At 40.6% G+C, this 15,564-nt stretch carries 17 protein-coding genes and 2 tRNA genes; 12 read left to right on the top strand and 7 right to left on the bottom strand.

From position 1 onward, the window contains the following. Nucleotides 1-19 precede the first annotated feature (19 nt). The gene (locus tag TOL2_RS24080) at nucleotides 20-241 is read left to right on the top strand and encodes a tyrosine-type recombinase/integrase (RefSeq protein ID WP_014957002.1); all 222 of its coding nucleotides are present in this window, start codon (nucleotides 20-22) and stop codon (nucleotides 239-241) included. A gap of 84 nt (nucleotides 242-325) precedes the next feature. On the opposite strand, the gene TOL2_RS08040 is transcribed toward TOL2_RS24080, so the two are convergent. Beyond that, a tRNA-Leu gene (locus tag TOL2_RS08040) sits at nucleotides 326-410 on the bottom strand. Between the two features lie 22 nt (nucleotides 411-432). Continuing rightward, nucleotides 433-519: transfer RNA gene (locus TOL2_RS08035), tRNA-Leu, on the bottom strand. A gap of 121 nt (nucleotides 520-640) precedes the next feature. Between TOL2_RS08035 and TOL2_RS08030 the strand changes: the two genes are divergently transcribed. From TOL2_RS08030 to TOL2_RS07995, 9 genes are read left to right on the top strand one after another with little or no spacing between them, the layout of a single operon-like run. After that, nucleotides 641-1,585, top strand: coding sequence for a bifunctional riboflavin kinase/FAD synthetase (locus tag TOL2_RS08030; protein ID WP_014957001.1), 945 nt, complete (start codon nucleotides 641-643; stop codon nucleotides 1,583-1,585). Beyond that, a complete protein-coding gene (gene def / locus TOL2_RS08025; protein ID WP_014957000.1) occupies nucleotides 1,572-2,096 on the top strand; it encodes a peptide deformylase in 525 nt (174 codons plus the stop codon). The genes TOL2_RS08030 and def overlap by 14 nt, the downstream gene beginning before the upstream one ends. After that, nucleotides 2,093-3,040 (top strand): methionyl-tRNA formyltransferase, encoded by a 948-nt coding sequence (fmt, locus tag TOL2_RS08020; protein WP_014956999.1) that lies wholly within the window; start codon nucleotides 2,093-2,095, stop codon nucleotides 3,038-3,040. Before def ends, fmt begins: the two co-directional genes overlap by 4 nt. Further along, the gene (rsmB, locus tag TOL2_RS08015; protein ID WP_014956998.1) at nucleotides 3,041-4,399 is read left to right on the top strand and encodes a 16S rRNA (cytosine(967)-C(5))-methyltransferase RsmB; all 1,359 of its coding nucleotides are present in this window, start codon (nucleotides 3,041-3,043) and stop codon (nucleotides 4,397-4,399) included. It abuts the gene before it with no gap. Further along, a complete protein-coding gene (locus TOL2_RS08010; protein WP_014956997.1) occupies nucleotides 4,400-5,455 on the top strand; it encodes a PASTA domain-containing protein in 1,056 nt (351 codons plus the stop codon). Continuing rightward, complete coding sequence (gene rpe / locus TOL2_RS08005; protein ID WP_014956996.1) at nucleotides 5,395-6,045, top strand: ribulose-phosphate 3-epimerase; 651 nt, start codon at nucleotides 5,395-5,397, stop codon at nucleotides 6,043-6,045. The genes TOL2_RS08010 and rpe overlap by 61 nt, the downstream gene beginning before the upstream one ends. 22 nt (nucleotides 6,046-6,067) lie before the next feature. Beyond that, nucleotides 6,068-6,193, top strand: a complete 126-nt coding sequence (locus tag TOL2_RS25755) for a hypothetical protein (protein ID WP_269764194.1) — start codon at nucleotides 6,068-6,070, stop codon at nucleotides 6,191-6,193. A 5-nt stretch (nucleotides 6,194-6,198) separates the two neighbouring features. Next, the gene (locus TOL2_RS08000) at nucleotides 6,199-7,368 is read left to right on the top strand and encodes an MFS transporter (RefSeq protein WP_014956995.1); all 1,170 of its coding nucleotides are present in this window, start codon (nucleotides 6,199-6,201) and stop codon (nucleotides 7,366-7,368) included. A gap of 11 nt (nucleotides 7,369-7,379) precedes the next feature. Further along, a complete protein-coding gene (locus TOL2_RS07995; protein WP_014956994.1) occupies nucleotides 7,380-9,011 on the top strand; it encodes a B12-binding domain-containing radical SAM protein in 1,632 nt (543 codons plus the stop codon). A gap of 33 nt (nucleotides 9,012-9,044) precedes the next feature. On the opposite strand, the gene TOL2_RS07990 is transcribed toward TOL2_RS07995, so the two are convergent. From TOL2_RS07990 to TOL2_RS07975, 4 genes are read right to left on the bottom strand one after another with little or no spacing between them, the layout of a single operon-like run. After that, complete coding sequence (locus tag TOL2_RS07990) at nucleotides 9,045-9,830, bottom strand: lysophospholipid acyltransferase family protein (protein WP_014956993.1); 786 nt, start codon at nucleotides 9,828-9,830, stop codon at nucleotides 9,045-9,047. Further along, entirely contained in the window at nucleotides 9,820-10,701 is an 882-nt protein-coding gene (gene map / locus TOL2_RS07985; protein ID WP_014956992.1) for a type I methionyl aminopeptidase, read from the bottom strand. The genes TOL2_RS07990 and map overlap by 11 nt, the downstream gene beginning before the upstream one ends. After that, the gene (gene miaB / locus TOL2_RS07980) at nucleotides 10,698-12,068 is read right to left on the bottom strand and encodes a tRNA (N6-isopentenyl adenosine(37)-C2)-methylthiotransferase MiaB (protein ID WP_014956991.1); all 1,371 of its coding nucleotides are present in this window, start codon (nucleotides 12,066-12,068) and stop codon (nucleotides 10,698-10,700) included. Before miaB ends, map begins: the two co-directional genes overlap by 4 nt. Next, nucleotides 12,058-12,267, bottom strand: a complete 210-nt coding sequence (locus TOL2_RS07975) for a DUF4911 domain-containing protein (RefSeq protein ID WP_014956990.1) — start codon at nucleotides 12,265-12,267, stop codon at nucleotides 12,058-12,060. The genes miaB and TOL2_RS07975 overlap by 11 nt, the downstream gene beginning before the upstream one ends. Nucleotides 12,268-12,467: 200 nt before the next feature. Between TOL2_RS07975 and recJ the strand changes: the two genes are divergently transcribed. Continuing rightward, nucleotides 12,468-14,177, top strand: coding sequence for a single-stranded-DNA-specific exonuclease RecJ (gene recJ / locus TOL2_RS07970; RefSeq protein WP_014956989.1), 1,710 nt, complete (start codon nucleotides 12,468-12,470; stop codon nucleotides 14,175-14,177). Nucleotides 14,178-14,355: 178 nt separating this feature from the next. Next, nucleotides 14,356-14,781, top strand: coding sequence for a hypothetical protein (locus TOL2_RS07965; RefSeq protein ID WP_014956988.1), 426 nt, complete (start codon nucleotides 14,356-14,358; stop codon nucleotides 14,779-14,781). A 109-nt stretch (nucleotides 14,782-14,890) separates the two neighbouring features. Here TOL2_RS07965 and TOL2_RS07960 read toward each other — a convergent pair whose 3' ends face one another. After that, a complete protein-coding gene (locus TOL2_RS07960; protein ID WP_232508100.1) occupies nucleotides 14,891-15,550 on the bottom strand; it encodes an energy-coupling factor ABC transporter ATP-binding protein in 660 nt (219 codons plus the stop codon). Between the last annotated feature and the right edge of the window lie 14 nt (nucleotides 15,551-15,564).

Genomic DNA, 15,564 nt, shown 5'->3' with positions numbered 1-15,564 from the left:
AGCCGATTAAATAATTTATATGAATCTGCATATCACAGCACATGATTTAAGGCATACCTTCAATACATACATGAGAAAGGCCGGCACCCATGATACCGTGACCATGGATATAACCGGGCACTCTACCCGGGAAATGTTTGACCGGTACAATACTGTTGATGAAAAAGAAAAGGCTGAAGCTGTAAAAAGAATGGAATTTTTTTTATTCAGTCATGGAGATAAGGTCAATAAAAAAAGTTGACTTTTAGCGGCAAAAGTTGAGCAAATCGTTGACCAAACGCAAACAGAGGTTTAGATTGAACCATCTAAACCTCTGTTTTTATTATGGTACCGAAGAGAAGACTTGAACTTCCACGCCTTGCGGCACTAGATCCTAAGTCTAGCGTGTCTACCAATTCCACCACTTCGGCTTAATCCCTTAAGCACATGATTTGGTGCCGAAGGGGAGATTCGAACTCCCACAAGCGTTCGCTCACTTGTCCCTGAAACAAGCGCGTCTACCAATTCCGCCACTTCGGCTCTAAGCCTTCCATACTGCACATAAACGAGCAATTAAAGATTGCTTAAAAATCATGATTAGGCTATATATATGTGTTTGAAAGCTTTGTCAAGATTATTGTTCCAAATAGAAAAGGTAAATATGGAATTAATTGAAAATATAGATCAGATTAACAGTCCGTTTAAAAATGCGGTCATTACCATCGGCAACTTTGACGGTGTTCACAAAGGACACCAGAGTCTTTTTCAGCAAGTGATAGAAAAAGCAAAACAGATCAACGGAACATCCGTTGCCATGACATTCGATCCTCACCCGCTAAAAGCTTTGGGAATTTCAGGCCCGCCCTTGATTACCAGACGTGACCAAAAGCTTGAACTTATTGAACAATGCGGCATAGATGTTTTGTTGTGCATCCCTTTCAACATGGAGTTTGCCGCCATTACCGCCCATGATTTTATTGAAAACTTTCTTGTGAATAAAATCGGAATGAAAGCTATCATTATTGGCGCGGACTATTCATTTGGGAAAGACAGACTGGGTAATGTAGATCTTTTAAAAACAGAAGAAGACAATCTTGGATTTAAAACCATTGTTTCACCCTGGATAAATAATACGGATTCAGATCTTGAAAGAATCAGCAGCACCAGAATCCGTGAAATTGTCAGTCAGGGAAATGTTGACCAGGCCATGAAATATCTTGGCCGGCACTATCAAATCAGGGGTAAAGTGATCAAAGGTCGCGAACGTGGCGGCAGCCAACTGGGATTTCCAACTGCCAATATCAAACTCCATGATGAGTTGTGCCCTAAACTGGGGGTCTATGCGGTGACGGTGGAAACAACAAAAGGCAATTTCTGGGGGGTGGCCAACATTGGTTTCTCACCTACATTTGGAGACCATATATTTACCATTGAGGTTCATATCCTTGATTTTAATCATGACATTTATGATACCCGTATCCGGGTCAATATGGTTGCAAGGTTAAGGGATGAACAAAAATTTGCCAATATTCACGAACTTTCCGAACAGATTAAAAAAGACATTGAAACCGCAAAGGATATTTTAGAGAAAAATGGCCATTCTTAAAATTTTAACCTATCCTGAAAAATCGCTATTGCAACCATCAGATAAGGTTGACACAATTGACGATGACATAAGAAAACTAACCGAGGATATGGGAGAAACCATGTTTGAGGCACCTGGCGTCGGGCTTGCCGCGCCCCAGGTTGGTGTGAACAAACGAATTATTGTCTATGATTCAAATGCAGCAAATCCGGAAGATGACGGGTCAAAAAAGGAATTTACAGCCTTGATCAACCCCGAAATAATTTCAGCTTCGGGCAGCATTATTTCAGAAAAAGAAGCCTGTTTAAGTGTGCTTGACTATAGCTCTGATGTTAAAAGATATGAGACCGTAACGGTTAAGGCTCTTAATACTGAAGGAAAACAACTTGAATTTGAGGCCAAGGGAATTCTTGCCGTCATCATGCAGCATGAAATTGATCATCTTGATGGTATACTGTTTATTGACAGAATCAGCATCTTAAAAAGAACCATGTATAAAAAGAAACTTGCAAAAAAATTGAAAATCAAATGAAACAAAAAATATGTGTCATATACATGGGAACACCTGATTTCAGTGTTCCGGCTTTGCAGCACCTGGCGGCACAGGATGATTTTCATATCAGCCTGGTGGTCACTCAACCGGACAGGCCCAAGGGCAGAGGGAAAAAACTTGCACCCTCCCCTGTCAAAACTGCTGCGCTCGAGCTGGGCCTTGATGTTTTTCAACCCGAAAAAATCAACACACAAGAGGCAAAAGACAAACTTTTATCCCTTCAACCTGATTTTTTTGTTGTTGCAGCATTTGGGCAGATCCTTTCACAGGAAATTTTGGACATTCCCAAAGTATATCCCATAAACATCCATGCCTCTCTGTTACCCAAATACAGGGGGGCATCCCCCATCCAGGCATCCATTCTGAATATGGATGAGATCACCGGGGTTACCACCATGGTTATGGCCAAAGGAATGGACACAGGAGATATTCTGCTGACATCAGAAACACCCATATCAGAACATGATACTGCCCAGGATATCCATGACCGGCTGGGGGAAATCGGTGCGGACCTTATTGTGAAAACCATTCATGCCATTTTGGACAACCGCCTGAAACCCATGCCCCAGGATCACTCAAAGGCCACGAATGTCAAAATGCTCAAAAAAAGTGACGGCAAGATCAACTGGAACCTTTCCAACCGACAGATCCGTGCCCATATCAATGCCATGACACCCTGGCCAGGCGCATTCACCCATCTTGAGAATAAATTGATCAAAATTTATACTGCCAAGACATCTGACAAGCCTGCCAACCATGAGCCAGGAGTCATTTTTCAATGCGACAAAGAAGGTATCCATGTAACAACCGGAAACGGCTGCCTGACAATTCTTGAACTGATGGGGTCGTCCGGGAAACGATTAAAAGCCATGGACTTTTTATGCGGTCACAAGATTGATCCACCTGTAAAATTTGATCTTTAGATGATTAAAGATCCCCGACACATCGCCTTGAATGTTTTATGCTCCTGGCACAAGGCATCATTGACCCTTGACAAAAGCCTGGAAAACCATTCAGAAGAGATATCCTGTCTTTCCAAAAATGACAAAAACCTTTGCAATGCCTTGATATTCGGTGTTCTTCGTCATAGAGAATCTATTGATCATACCCTTTGTGCTTTTTCAAATATTCCCTTGATAAAAATAGACACAGCGCCTTTATATCTATTAAGAATAACTTTATTTCAAATTCTGTACATGGACAGAATTCCGGCCTTTGCCGCCATTAATACTGCGGTTGATATTGCAAAAAAAACTTCAGGAAAAAAAACAGCTGGATTTATTAATGCCGTGCTAAGAAATGCGGCAAAAAACAATTCAAAAATCACTTTACCTGACCCAAAGGCGGAACCGGCAAAATTTATTTCCATCCAATATTCTTTGCCCTTATGGCTGTCCGGAAAATGGAACCATGCTTTTGGATTTGAAAAATCAAGCTTGCTTTGCCGACAGATCAATACGATTCCTCCGATTACCCTTCGAACCAACACATTGAAAATTGACAGGCAATCTCTTGCCCAAAAACTTTCTTTAGTCGCAAAAAACATTGAGTTGACTGAATATGCAGATCAGGGAGTCAGTTTTACCAACCCCAGTATACTCATCCGGGAATTTGAAGCATTTAAACTTGGATTGTTTCAAATCCAGGATGAAGCCGCACAGATTGTCACACAGTTATTGGCACCCAGACCCGGAGAAAAAATTCTGGATGCCTGTGCCGGCCTTGGGGGAAAAACCGGCCACATTGCCCAGCTAATGGAAAACAAGGGAATAATTATCGCAGCGGATGTGGAACCCAAAAAACTTGAATTCCTTGAATCAGATGCAAAAAAACTGGGTATTGAGATTATCCGGACAAAACCAATAAATTTGCTAAAAACCTCTATCAAGGATTTTGACTTTTATTTTGACCGTGTCCTGATAGATGCTCCCTGCACAGGGCTTGGCGTACTGCGGCGGAATCCAGATGCTAAATGGAAGCGCTCAAAAAATGATATTGCACGGCTTGCGGCAAAACAAAAAAAAATGCTCAATGCAGCAGCCAATCTCGTCAAACCGGGGGGGATTCTTGTCTATGCCGTCTGTTCGTGTGAAAGAGAAGAAAATGAAGAGGTTATCCACACCTTTTTAAATAAAAGAAAAGATTTTTCAATTGATACCCATTTTAAATCCAACAAATATTCCAGGTTAATGACCCGGGACAAATTTTTAAAAACATATCCCGACACAAACAATATGGATGGTTTTTTTGCGGCCCGCTTAAAGAGGAAATCCAGATCTTAAGTGAAATCGATTTTAAAATATTGTTTTATTTTCCTGTTGGCATTTTCCATTGCAGGCACCATTGGCTTTTACTCGATACGCCTTTTTACCCAGAGCGCGGATGAAATTGTTTTGCCCCAATTAACAGGCAAAAACATTATTTATGTGTTGGAAACCCTCACCAACATGGGATTAAATGCAAAACTTTACGGCTCCCGGTATGATGATGCCGTTCCCAGGTATGCTGTCATCTCCCAGGACCCTCAGCCGGGGTCTACCATAAAAAAAGGCAGAGATATAATTATTTATATTTCAAAGGGGGCAAAAGAAAATATTATTCCGGATTTAAGGCAAATCCCCCTTAAACAGGCCCTGATCCTTCTTGAAAAAAACGAATTTAAAAAAGGGCATGTCTCTTTTACTTATTCTTTAAAAACCAAAAATGAATGTGTCATTGCACATTATCCGGAACCTTTTTCCACGGCTTTGAAAGGCTCTTCCTGTGATCTGCTGATCAGCCGGGGTATCAATCCTGTGGCCGTGATCATGCCGGACATAACACGATTACGTCTTGAAAAAGCATCGGCTGTCATTGAAAATCTTCATCTTGATATTTCTCAAATCATATCAAACGTGGATCCTCATCAGGATTGGGGAATTATTTTATCTTCAACCCCACACGCCGGCAGCCATGTGACTGCAAATACGCCCATAACCCTTGTTGTCAACGCTCTGGAAAAAGGCAGGCATATGTCACCGGACAAATTAAACAGCCTTATCCTTTTGACCCATTCTCTGAGTCCCGGCATATTAAAACAGCATGTCAGGGTTGAAACCGACATGTTCGGACCTATAATAAATCTTTACAATGAATATATGAAACCAGGTGAAGACATTAACATTTTAGTTCCCCCGGCAATTAAAACCAGGGTGAACATATTTATTGATCAAACCCTGGAAAAAACAATTATTATTGATCCTTGGAAAGAGGACATTGACGCAGGAGACAGTATCTTATGGGAATCATCGCCCCTTCAATTTTATCAGCCGATTTCACCCGACTGGGTGACGAATTAATCCAAATTAAAAAAGCCGGTGCAGACTGGATACATATTGATGTCATGGATGGACAATTTGTACCCAACATCACCTATGGCCCAATCATTGTCGAGGCATGCGAACGAGCTTCGGATCTGATCCTTGACGTGCATCTAATGATTGAAAAACCGGATTTGATCATCCCTGAGTTTGCCAAAGCAGGAGCCCATTACATTTCCGTTCATGCCGAAGCCTGCACTCATCTTCACAGAAGTCTTCAGCTGATCAAAAGCTTCGGTGTAAAGGCAGGTGTGGCATTAAATCCTGCAACCCCTCTGTCTTCAATTGAATGGGTTGTGGATCAGCTGGATTTTGTTTTGATCATGAGCGTGAATCCCGGATTTGGCGGTCAAAAATTTATTGAATCCAGTATTGAAAAAATAAAAGCCTTGTCAAACATGCTTAAAGAAAAAAATTCCACGGCCATAATCCAGGTGGATGGCGGAATCAACAAAGATACCATTAACAAAGTTTCCAAGGCAGGTGCCACCTCTTTTGTTGCAGGATCTGCAATCTTCAACACTGAAAATTACACAAAAGCCATATCAAAGTTACGCCGGAATATGTAACAGGAATATGTGAAGGATAAAAATGAAAAAAATCACAACCCATACACAAAGCCTTTTAAAAACCTGTTATGCAGTCTATCGTCTTTGTGATCAATTTGTTAAACATGAGGGCTGGATTCAGGCCTCGATCAACAGAACAAAACATTAGCCGCCATGACCCAAATCAAATCCAATGATAACACGGTTAATTACAATATTATTTTTGTCTTAACCCTGATTCATTTTGCCGGTGATTTTTATTCTTCCTTTTTTGCCCCGTTATTGCCTGCTTTTGTTGACAAGCTGGATTTAACCCTTGCCCAGGTCGGCTTGATAACCGGAATGATAAGGCTTCTTTCTTTTATTGTACAACCTGTAACCGGATATCTTGCGGACAGGTATGAAACCAGAAGCTTTGTGCTTGCAGGACTCTTTTTAGCCTTTTTCTTTATCCCGTTTTCAGGCATTGCCCCAAATTTCTGGGTACTGATGACGGTTCTTTGCATAGGGTCAATCGGGTCATCAATTTTTCATCCAGCCACAACAGGCATGGTGCCCCTATATGCCGGCAACCGCACAGGATTCTGCCTGTCCATTTACAACACAGGAGGAATCCTTGCCTTTGCACTGGGCCCGGTATTTATCACTTGGTATGTGGGTCGATTTGGCCTTGAACAAATGCCCTACACTCTTGTTTTAGGCGCCTTTGCTCTGCTGTTCTGTATCAAATACCTGCCGGTTCCCGTCAGCGAGAACCTTTCCCATCTGGGATTTTTCGGGTCTATTAAAGATACCCTTGGCAAAGTATACAAATCCATTTTCCTGATATGGCTGGTGATGGTTCTTCGGGCGGTAACCGGGCAAACATTTATGACCTTTATGCCCATTTACCTGACTGACAAAGGCCATAATCTTGTTTCCGTGGGATTGATTTTTTCTCTGTTTATTCTGGCAGGCACTTTCAGCGGCCTTCTGGCAGGCTGGATGGCCGACAGAACGGATTTTAAAAAAATCTTTTTTGTTTCCCATGCCTTTATGACCCCGGCCCTTTTATTATATCTTTATCTTCCGGGCCAGTTTGTTTATCTCGGATCTTTTCTTGCCGGATTTGCGGTTCTGGCATCACTTCCCCTTGGAGTGGTAATGGCGCAAAAATTAGCCCCCAAATCCAGGTCCATGGTATCAAGCCTGATGATGGGGTTTGCATATGGCCTTGGGGGTGCATTGTCGCCTATAGTCGGCAAACTGGCCGATATTTACGGCCTTGAAAATGTTCTTTTTTATTCAGCATTTATCCCTGTTGTAACCCTGATTTTCATTCTTAAATTTCCAAAGGTTAAATAGACGGGTTTGATATGAATCCATCAAAAGTTATTCTGGTTCAACCGCCCATAGAAGATTTTTATCTGACAAAAAAAAGAACCCTGCCCTACGGACTTGCCTCCATTGCAGCCTGTATCAAAAAAAGAGGATTTGATGTTGAAATCCTTGATGCCCTTGCAACCGGCAAATCAAAAACAATTGAATATCCTGAAGAGTTTTCCTATCTTAAACCTTTTTATGGACAAAAGGATGTATCCGCGTTTTCCCTGTTCCATGAATTCAGGCATTTTGGATACTCTTATGAACATATCGGAACAAAAATCAGGGAAAAAGAACCCTTTTTAGTTGGCATCTCATCTTTGTTTACAGCCTATTGCAACCAGGCGTTAAAAACGGCTCAAATTATTAAAAAGTTTTATCCGCAGTGCAAAATCGTATTGGGCGGCCATCATCCCACAATGTTTCCTGAAAAAACATTAAATTGCAGCGCTGTTGATTTTGTGCTGCAAGGAGAAGGTGAAACCAGCATGGGACTGCTGTGTGAAGCGTTAAAAACCAATTCAGATTTAGAACAAATCCCAGGAATTGCCTTTAAAAAGGATAATTCCGTGTTCATATCACCCCCATCCTGGATGAAAAACCTTAACAGCCTTCCTGTCCCTGCCATGAACCTGATCAATTATAATTTTTACCAAAGAAAAAACAGGCGGGCAACGATTGTTGTTTCAAGCAGGGGATGCCCTATGCAGTGTTCCTATTGTTCCGTATCCGCTGCATCCTCCCATGCCCCCTTCCGGCAAAGAACCGTTGAGGATGTGATCAAAGAGCTTGAAATGCAGACAAAAAATCATGATGTCGGGTTTATGGATTTTGAAGATGAAAATTTATGCCTGAACAAACAATGGTTTGTTGAGCTTTTCTCGAAAATAAAACACCTGGTTGCAGAAAAAAATATCGAACTTCGGGCTATGAACGGCCTGTACCCCCCTGCCATTGATGAGGAAACCGTCTCTTTGATGAAACAAGCGGGATTTAAAACCCTTAATCTTTCTCTGGGATCAACATCAAAAGAACAATTGAAAAAATTCAAACGCCGGGATGTAAGAGCCTCCTTTGAAAACGCTCTTGACCTTGCCCAAAAGTATGGTCTGGAATGTGTCTCATATATTATTGCGGCAGCACCGGATCAGACCGCACAAAGTTCTCTTGAAGATCTGTTATACCTGGCACAAAAAAGAACCCTGGCCGGACTCTCTGTTTATTATCCGGCACCAGGAAGTCTGGATTACCAGCTTTGCAAGGACAAAAAAATCCTGCCCAAAAGCTTTAGCCTGATGCGGTCTACGGCACTGCCGTTGAATGACACAACATCAAGAATAGAAGCCCTTACCCTGTTAAGGCTTTCAAGAATTATAAATTTTATGAAACATCTGAAGGATACAACAGGGAACATACCTGAGCCGGAACCTTTTTGCGACTCAAAGACAGATCTGTCTTTTGACCGACAGACCGTATCACAAAAACTGCTTCAATGGTTTTTGCAGGATGGTAAAATCAGGGGTATTGATGCCGGTGGAAAAATTTACACCCATACTGCCGACAGCAGCTTGACACAGCAGTTTATTGAAAGAATCAAAACCCTTACGGTTGCCGGTGTAAAATAAGCAGGAAACACCGGGCAAGATTTCTATTTTAGATCAGTTCGCTGGTATGCCAATGTATTTTTCCTGTTCAAGGGCAATGTGTTCTTTGACATGGGAGCTGATCATCTTTTGTACCATCTTTGCAATATCATCAATCTCCATATGCTCAAATGTTGAGAAAGATATTTCATCCAACACTCTGATCTCCATCCATTGCTTGCCCTGAATCATTAAAGAATGTTTTGGCAAGGCATTCTTTGTATTGTTAATCACCAGAGGAAGAATGGATTTTTTCATTTTTTTTGCAAGGATAAACGCACCCGGTTTAAAGGGTTTTACCCGCCCGGTTTTTGAACGGGTTCCTTCAGGAAACAAGATGATGGAAATATTTTGTTTCAGCAATTTTTCACACTGATCCATCATCTGACGGACACTGTCTTTATCTCCCCGCCTCAATTTCACATACCCGTTCAATACCATGTTCCAGCCGATAAACGGCAGTTGAAACACCTCGGCCTTGGAAACCCATCTAAATGGATAAAAAAGCCGATATGCCACAAGAATATCCAGTTGCGACTGATGGTTGGATACAATGACATAACTATTTTTCATATCCATCTTCTGCCGGCCCGTTATTTTAACAGACCATATGGGCATGCACCACAGATACAAGGAGCCCCAGAAAGATGAAAAAAGATTTAACAAAACAAGTCTTCTGTCAAAAGCCTGCGTCAGCAATCTAATCAAACAGGCAACCATAAACATTATAACAGAACTTAAACCAACAAATGCGATATATGCATATGAAAAAAAGGCAGTTCCCAGACTTTTAAAGCTCATAAGGCGTAAGACTTTCCCATCCTGTTTCAGTTACAACTATGGTCTGTTCAAACTGGGCAGACAAGGAACCGTCATTGGTAACGGCCGTCCACCGGTCTTCAAGCACATGGAGATCTCTTTTGCCCAGATTAATCATGGGTTCAATGGTAATGACCATACCCGGAACCAGGGCAAGACCCTTTCCCCTTCTTCCGAAATGAAGAACCTGGGGCTGCTCATGAAAATCAATGCCCACACCGTGACCGACAAACTCTCGAACCACAGAACAGCTCTGAGCCTCTGCATAGCTTTGGATGGCATGGCCAATATCCCCCAGTGTAGCTCCCGGAGCAATAATTTCAATCCCTCTTTTCAAAGACTGGGCTGCAACATTGACGATTTTTTTTCCTTGTTCAGTTGGTGTTCCCACAAAAAATGTTTTACTGGCATCAGCATAATACCCGTCCAATATCGGGGTTATATCCACATTGACAATATCACCATCTTTTAAAACACGATCTCCGGGAATGCCGTGGCAAATGACGTCATTGACCGAAACACAGACACTTTTCGGAAAACCCCGGTAATTTAACGGTGCCGGAATTGCACCTGCCTTAATGGTTTCCTCATGAACCAGGGTATTGATATCGTCTGTCTTGAGTCCTGGTTTTATAATTTTCTCAACCTTATTGAGAATAGATATTAAAAGGTCTCCACATTTTTTAATGCCTTCTATCTGGTGGGGTTCTTTTAAAGTGATATCATATCTTTGTTTGTATTCTTCTCTTATGCTTATTTCCATTTTTTTATTTCGGCAGCAGTTTTTATATTTTTTTCCGCTTCCACATGGGCAAAGGGCATTTCTTCCGATTTTTACAGCTTTGTTTTTCATCTATACTCACAATCTCCAACAGGATGTCCCCATAATGAATGGGGATAAGCATCTTTAATTCTAATATTGATCCTATCGCCTATTTTGGCATGTTCGGATGGAAAATGCACGATTTTATTGGACTCACTTCTTCCGGTCATCTGTTCCAGATTTTTACCGATTTGTTCAAACCCGTCCCGTTTTTTTCCGCTTTTTCCCTCAACAAGGACTTCCAATACCTTGCCGACCAAGTCTTTGTTCTTTTTTTCAGTAAACTGCTCTTGTAATGCCAACAACTGATTTAATCTGTCAAGTTTTTCTTTCTCGTCAATCTGATTGGGAAACTTGGCGGCAGGTGCGGATGAACGGTTTGAATACGCAAACGCGAATATGGAATCAAATTCAATCTCACGCAACAGATTCATTGTATCATAAAAATCATTTTTACTTTCCGAAGGAAACCCGACAATCATATCCGTTGAAAGCGCAATATCAGGACATTGCTTTTTCAGGTCATAAATCCTGTTAATATATTTTTCCCGTGTATACCCCCGGTTCATTTTTTTTAAAACCTGATTTGAACCCGACTGTACAGGCAGATGAAGATGGTTGCAAACTTTATCAAGATCACGGATTGCATAAATCAAGTCCATGGAAAGATCCTTTGGGTGTGACGTGGCAAATCGTATCCGATGAATTCCTTTGATTTCATTGATCCTGGCCAGAAGTTGAGGAAAAGAGATCCTGCCTTCTTTTTGTCCGTAAGAATTGACATTTTGTCCCAAAAGGGTGACTTCCCTGACACCTGATTCGGCAAGCAAAGTTATCTCTTCCACTATTTTTTCCGGATCACGGCTTCTTTCCCTGCCCCGGACATAGGGAACCACACAATAGGTACAAAAATTTTCACACCCCTGCATAATAGTGACAAACCTGGAAATTTTATTTTCATCAAAACAGGTGCTGTCCGGCATGGCTTCATAAATCATGGACGAGTCTTCAATATCAACTACTCTCAACTTACCGGATTTAACCGCATCAATATGCTTGCCAAACCTTGAAAAGGCCTGAGTGCCTAAAACTATATCAAGATGCGGAATCCGCTCAAACGCTTTTTTGCCCTCCTGCTGGGCCACACATCCTGCCATGACCGTTATCAGATGGGGTTTTTTCTTTTTGATTTTGGCAAACCTGCCCAAAAAACTAAATGCTTTTTCTTCTGCCTTGTGCCGGATCGAACAGGTATTGCAAACCACAATATCGGCTTTATCCAAATCATCGGTTTTTTCAAACCCGTAAGAACTAAGTATCAAGGCTAATTTTTCAGAATCATAGACATTCATCTGGCAGCCAATTGTATAAACATACGCATATCCGCTATACTTCATTAAACAAAAAATCCTTTTTTAAATCTTCAACGATCATTTGGGCAGACTCCATGCGATCAGGTGCAATGGCAAGCCTGATATGACCTTTTTGAGAATCCAGGGTTGTGGCAATAGCCACACCTTCATGGGCTTCTAAAATAAACCGGATAAATCCTATCTTGGTTTTATCAACTATATACTCTTTATGAACCGTTTTCATATTTTTCCACTCTTGTTTTCTTTTAAAACTTGTTAATATATCACTATTTTTACGAACTTAACATAATTAATACAAACCAGATCAAGTTTAGATACCGCTATACCACTAAATGTTTCATTTTTAAACTTTATTAATTGATGAAATTTTTATATCAAATTGACTTTATAATGGTTTACTTATATAAATTCTTTCTAATTAACATGGATACCATACTCAAATATCTTGAACCGGACCAGGAAATAGTCGAACGATTAACCAAAGGTCTGAACTGCCACCCGCTTCTGGCAAAAATGCTTTCAGCCAGGGGAATCACAAATATTGAAGACGCGAACTTCTTTTTAAACCCCAATGTTAAAAATCTTACCAATCCTTTTTTTTTAAAGGATATGGACAAAGCAGTAGAACGAATTTTTACTGCAATTGAAAACAAAGAAAAGATTCTTATTTTCGGCGATTTTGATGCAGATGGCGTGACCTCTACAGCCCTGCTCAGTGATTTTTTTGAATATTGCGATGCCAATGTGTCATGGTATATCCCGCATCGCATCAAAGAAGGTTACAGCCTTCAGACAGATCATATTCAAATGGCATCGGATCAGGATATTGACCTGATCATTACGGTTGATTGCGGTGTCAGCAGTCACGAAGCCGTCATCAAAGCCAATCTTGAAGATATTGATGTCATCGTAACCGACCATCATGAGCCGGGGATTGACCTGCCTGCTGCCCTGGCAGTCGTTGATCCTAAAAGAAAAGACTGCAGGTCTGGATTAGACTATCTTGCCGGTGTGGGGGTTGCCTTTTTTCTTGTCATGGCACTTAGAAAATTCTTACGGGACAAAGAGTTCTGGGAAGACATCAAGGAACCCAATCTCATAGACTATCTTGACCTGTTTGCCATTGGAAGCATCGGGGACATGGTTCCATTAATCAATGAAAACCGTGTTCTTTGCATTGCAGGTCTAAAAAAAATCAAACAGGGAACAAGGCTTGGATTAAAATCTCTTGCTGATATCTGCCGGGTTGATCTGGGAAAAATTGATTCAGATGATATTTCATTTAAACTTGTCCCGAGAATTAATGCTGCAGGCAGGATATCTCATGCCAGAATCTGTGTTTCACAGCTGACCTGCACAGATGTTGTCAATGCGGAGAAAACAGCATCCCTTCTGGATCAGTTAAATCTCAAACGGCAAAAGATCGAAAAAGAAATTATCCTTACAATAGAACACAGGCTGTTAAAAACACCGGACTTGCTGAATAAAAAGCTTCTCTTTTTATGGGATGACCACTGGGACCCAAGTGTTCTGGGAATTGCCGCATCAAAACTGTCAAAAAAATACTGTTGTCCGGTAATTTTATTGTCCAGCGCAGGTGAAAAAGCCATTGGTTCAGGCAGGAGCATCAATAATATCAACATCCACAAAGCACTCACAAACAGCGAACACCTGCTTGAAAAATTTGGCGGCCATGCTATGGCTTCGGGCCTTACGGTTAAAAAAAGCAATTTACAGGCATTGTGTCAAAGCTTGAACCGGCATATGGAAAATTTTTATTCTGAAAAAGATTTTCACAAATCAAAGACCATTGATGCCACTCTTGATTTTGAAGATATAAATTTTAATCTGGCCAAAGAGATGGACAGATTAAGGCCTTTTGGTATGGCCAACCCTGAACCGGTTTTTATGTGTAAAGATATCTGTGTAGCCTCTTCTTATCTCATTGGAAACAGCCACAGAAAAATGGTTCTTAAAAGTGCAGGCTCAATTTCTCAACATATGGTTGAAGCTTTTCATTTTAACATCAGTGATCCTGATAACCTGCCTGTTTATTACCCGAAGATTGCCTTTAAGATTAAAATCAATAAATTCAAAACACACGCTGCCCAGATAATTATCGAAGACCTTTAGATTTTTTACTTGAAAAATACCCTGTTTTTATTATATAAATAAAGATTGGCATTTTACGACTTTTTTTATAATTGCCAAGGACAGATTTGCTGTTTTATTCAGCGTTGCCCACAACAAAAATTGAAAGTCTCTGTGTTATTTTTTTTAAGACTTTCTTATAAAATTTAAGGATAATTTTATGGCTAAAATTTTTTATACCGGAAACAGGGAAGCAAAGCTTCTTTCAAAGATCGAATCTTCCAAAGAACGGGAAAGAATCAAAACCATCAACACAATCCGGGACAACATAGATGTTTTCAGCAATAAACTGTCCATGAAACTTATAGAAACCGGCCTGGTTGAAACCGTCTCAAAATCAAGCATTGAAAACCAGCTGGCAAGATGTCTTGACAAGCTATGCAAAGCAGAGGATTTTGATATTGATTACATGATTGCACCTTTGAGAACCCTTGTTTCAAATCCCAATATTGCCTGCCTTTACCTGACAACATTTATTGTGGAAAAACTCATTAATCACAAAGATGTTATTGATGTTTACGGCAGTGATGAAGATATTTATTATTGCATTCAAAAAGAACTTACCGCTATTCTGTCCAATGTCTGATCTGACACGGCTTTAGATTCAAATCAAATCATACTTCCAAATAAAAAAAGGCCATTCATGAGTTTCAACTCCTTCATGGTAAATGATAATTAATTAAACCAATTAATTATCATTTATGAATATGAGGTTGTTTGCCGTGCTTGTGAATATGCTCATGGCGATGGATGTGAATTTTATCATCAGTTAAAATTCTGCCGTTTTCCATGGAATATATTTTATCTGTCACTGCTTTAACAAAATCAAACTCATGTGAAATCACAAAGTAAGATATATCAAGACCATTGAGAATGTTGATTAATTTTTCTTGAACCATATTGTCCAGGCCGGCAGTGGGTTCATCAAGCAACAGGATTTCAGGTTCCATGGCAAGCACTGCAGCCAGTGCCACAAGCCGTTTTTGTCCGCCGGACAGCCGATGGGTCACGCTTTGTTCAAAAGACGGAATTCCAAGTCTTTCAAGGGTTTTTCTTGCAATTTCAATTGCATCATGTTGTGAAAAGCCAAGGTTTAAAGGCCCAAATGCCACATCATCCAGCACGGTCGGACAAAACAATTGATCATCAGAATCCTGAAACAATAAACCTATTTTGGATCGAACCGGTAAAAAATCTTTTTCATTTTTTAACACATTACCAAACACTGTTATTGTTCCGGAATCAGGTTTGCAAAGCCCCATGATCGTATGCAGCAAAGTTGTTTTGCCTGACCCGTTGGGAGCCATCATTCCAATCCTGTCACCTTTTTTTATTTCAAGATTCAGATGATCCAAAACTTTTTCATTTG

This window comes from Desulfobacula toluolica Tol2, from assembly GCF_000307105.1.
GTDB classification, from domain to species: domain Bacteria; phylum Desulfobacterota; class Desulfobacteria; order Desulfobacterales; family Desulfobacteraceae; genus Desulfobacula; species Desulfobacula toluolica.
This window is presented reverse-complemented; position numbering and strand designations above follow the sequence as displayed.

Coding starts and splice junctions, on each gene's coding strand:
- rsmB (WP_014956998.1), top strand. CDS start 3,041: ATGATTAAAGATCCCCGACACATCGCCTTGAATGTTTTATGCTCCTGG.
- miaB (WP_014956991.1), bottom strand. CDS start 12,068: ATGAAGTATAGCGGATATGCGTATGTTTATACAATTGGCTGCCAGATG.
- fmt (WP_014956999.1), top strand. CDS start 2,093: ATGAAACAAAAAATATGTGTCATATACATGGGAACACCTGATTTCAGT.
- TOL2_RS07990 (WP_014956993.1), bottom strand. CDS start 9,830: ATGAGCTTTAAAAGTCTGGGAACTGCCTTTTTTTCATATGCATATATC.
- recJ (WP_014956989.1), top strand. CDS start 12,468: ATGGATACCATACTCAAATATCTTGAACCGGACCAGGAAATAGTCGAA.
- map (WP_014956992.1), bottom strand. CDS start 10,701: ATGAAAAACAAAGCTGTAAAAATCGGAAGAAATGCCCTTTGCCCATGT.
- TOL2_RS24080 (WP_014957002.1), top strand. CDS start 20: ATGAATCTGCATATCACAGCACATGATTTAAGGCATACCTTCAATACA.
- TOL2_RS08000 (WP_014956995.1), top strand. CDS start 6,199: ATGACCCAAATCAAATCCAATGATAACACGGTTAATTACAATATTATT.
- TOL2_RS07975 (WP_014956990.1), bottom strand. CDS start 12,267: ATGAAAACGGTTCATAAAGAGTATATAGTTGATAAAACCAAGATAGGA.
- TOL2_RS25755 (WP_269764194.1), top strand. CDS start 6,068: ATGAAAAAAATCACAACCCATACACAAAGCCTTTTAAAAACCTGTTAT.
- TOL2_RS07995 (WP_014956994.1), top strand. CDS start 7,380: ATGAATCCATCAAAAGTTATTCTGGTTCAACCGCCCATAGAAGATTTT.
- def (WP_014957000.1), top strand. CDS start 1,572: ATGGCCATTCTTAAAATTTTAACCTATCCTGAAAAATCGCTATTGCAA.
- TOL2_RS08030 (WP_014957001.1), top strand. CDS start 641: ATGGAATTAATTGAAAATATAGATCAGATTAACAGTCCGTTTAAAAAT.
- rpe (WP_014956996.1), top strand. CDS start 5,395: ATGGGAATCATCGCCCCTTCAATTTTATCAGCCGATTTCACCCGACTG.
- TOL2_RS07965 (WP_014956988.1), top strand. CDS start 14,356: ATGGCTAAAATTTTTTATACCGGAAACAGGGAAGCAAAGCTTCTTTCA.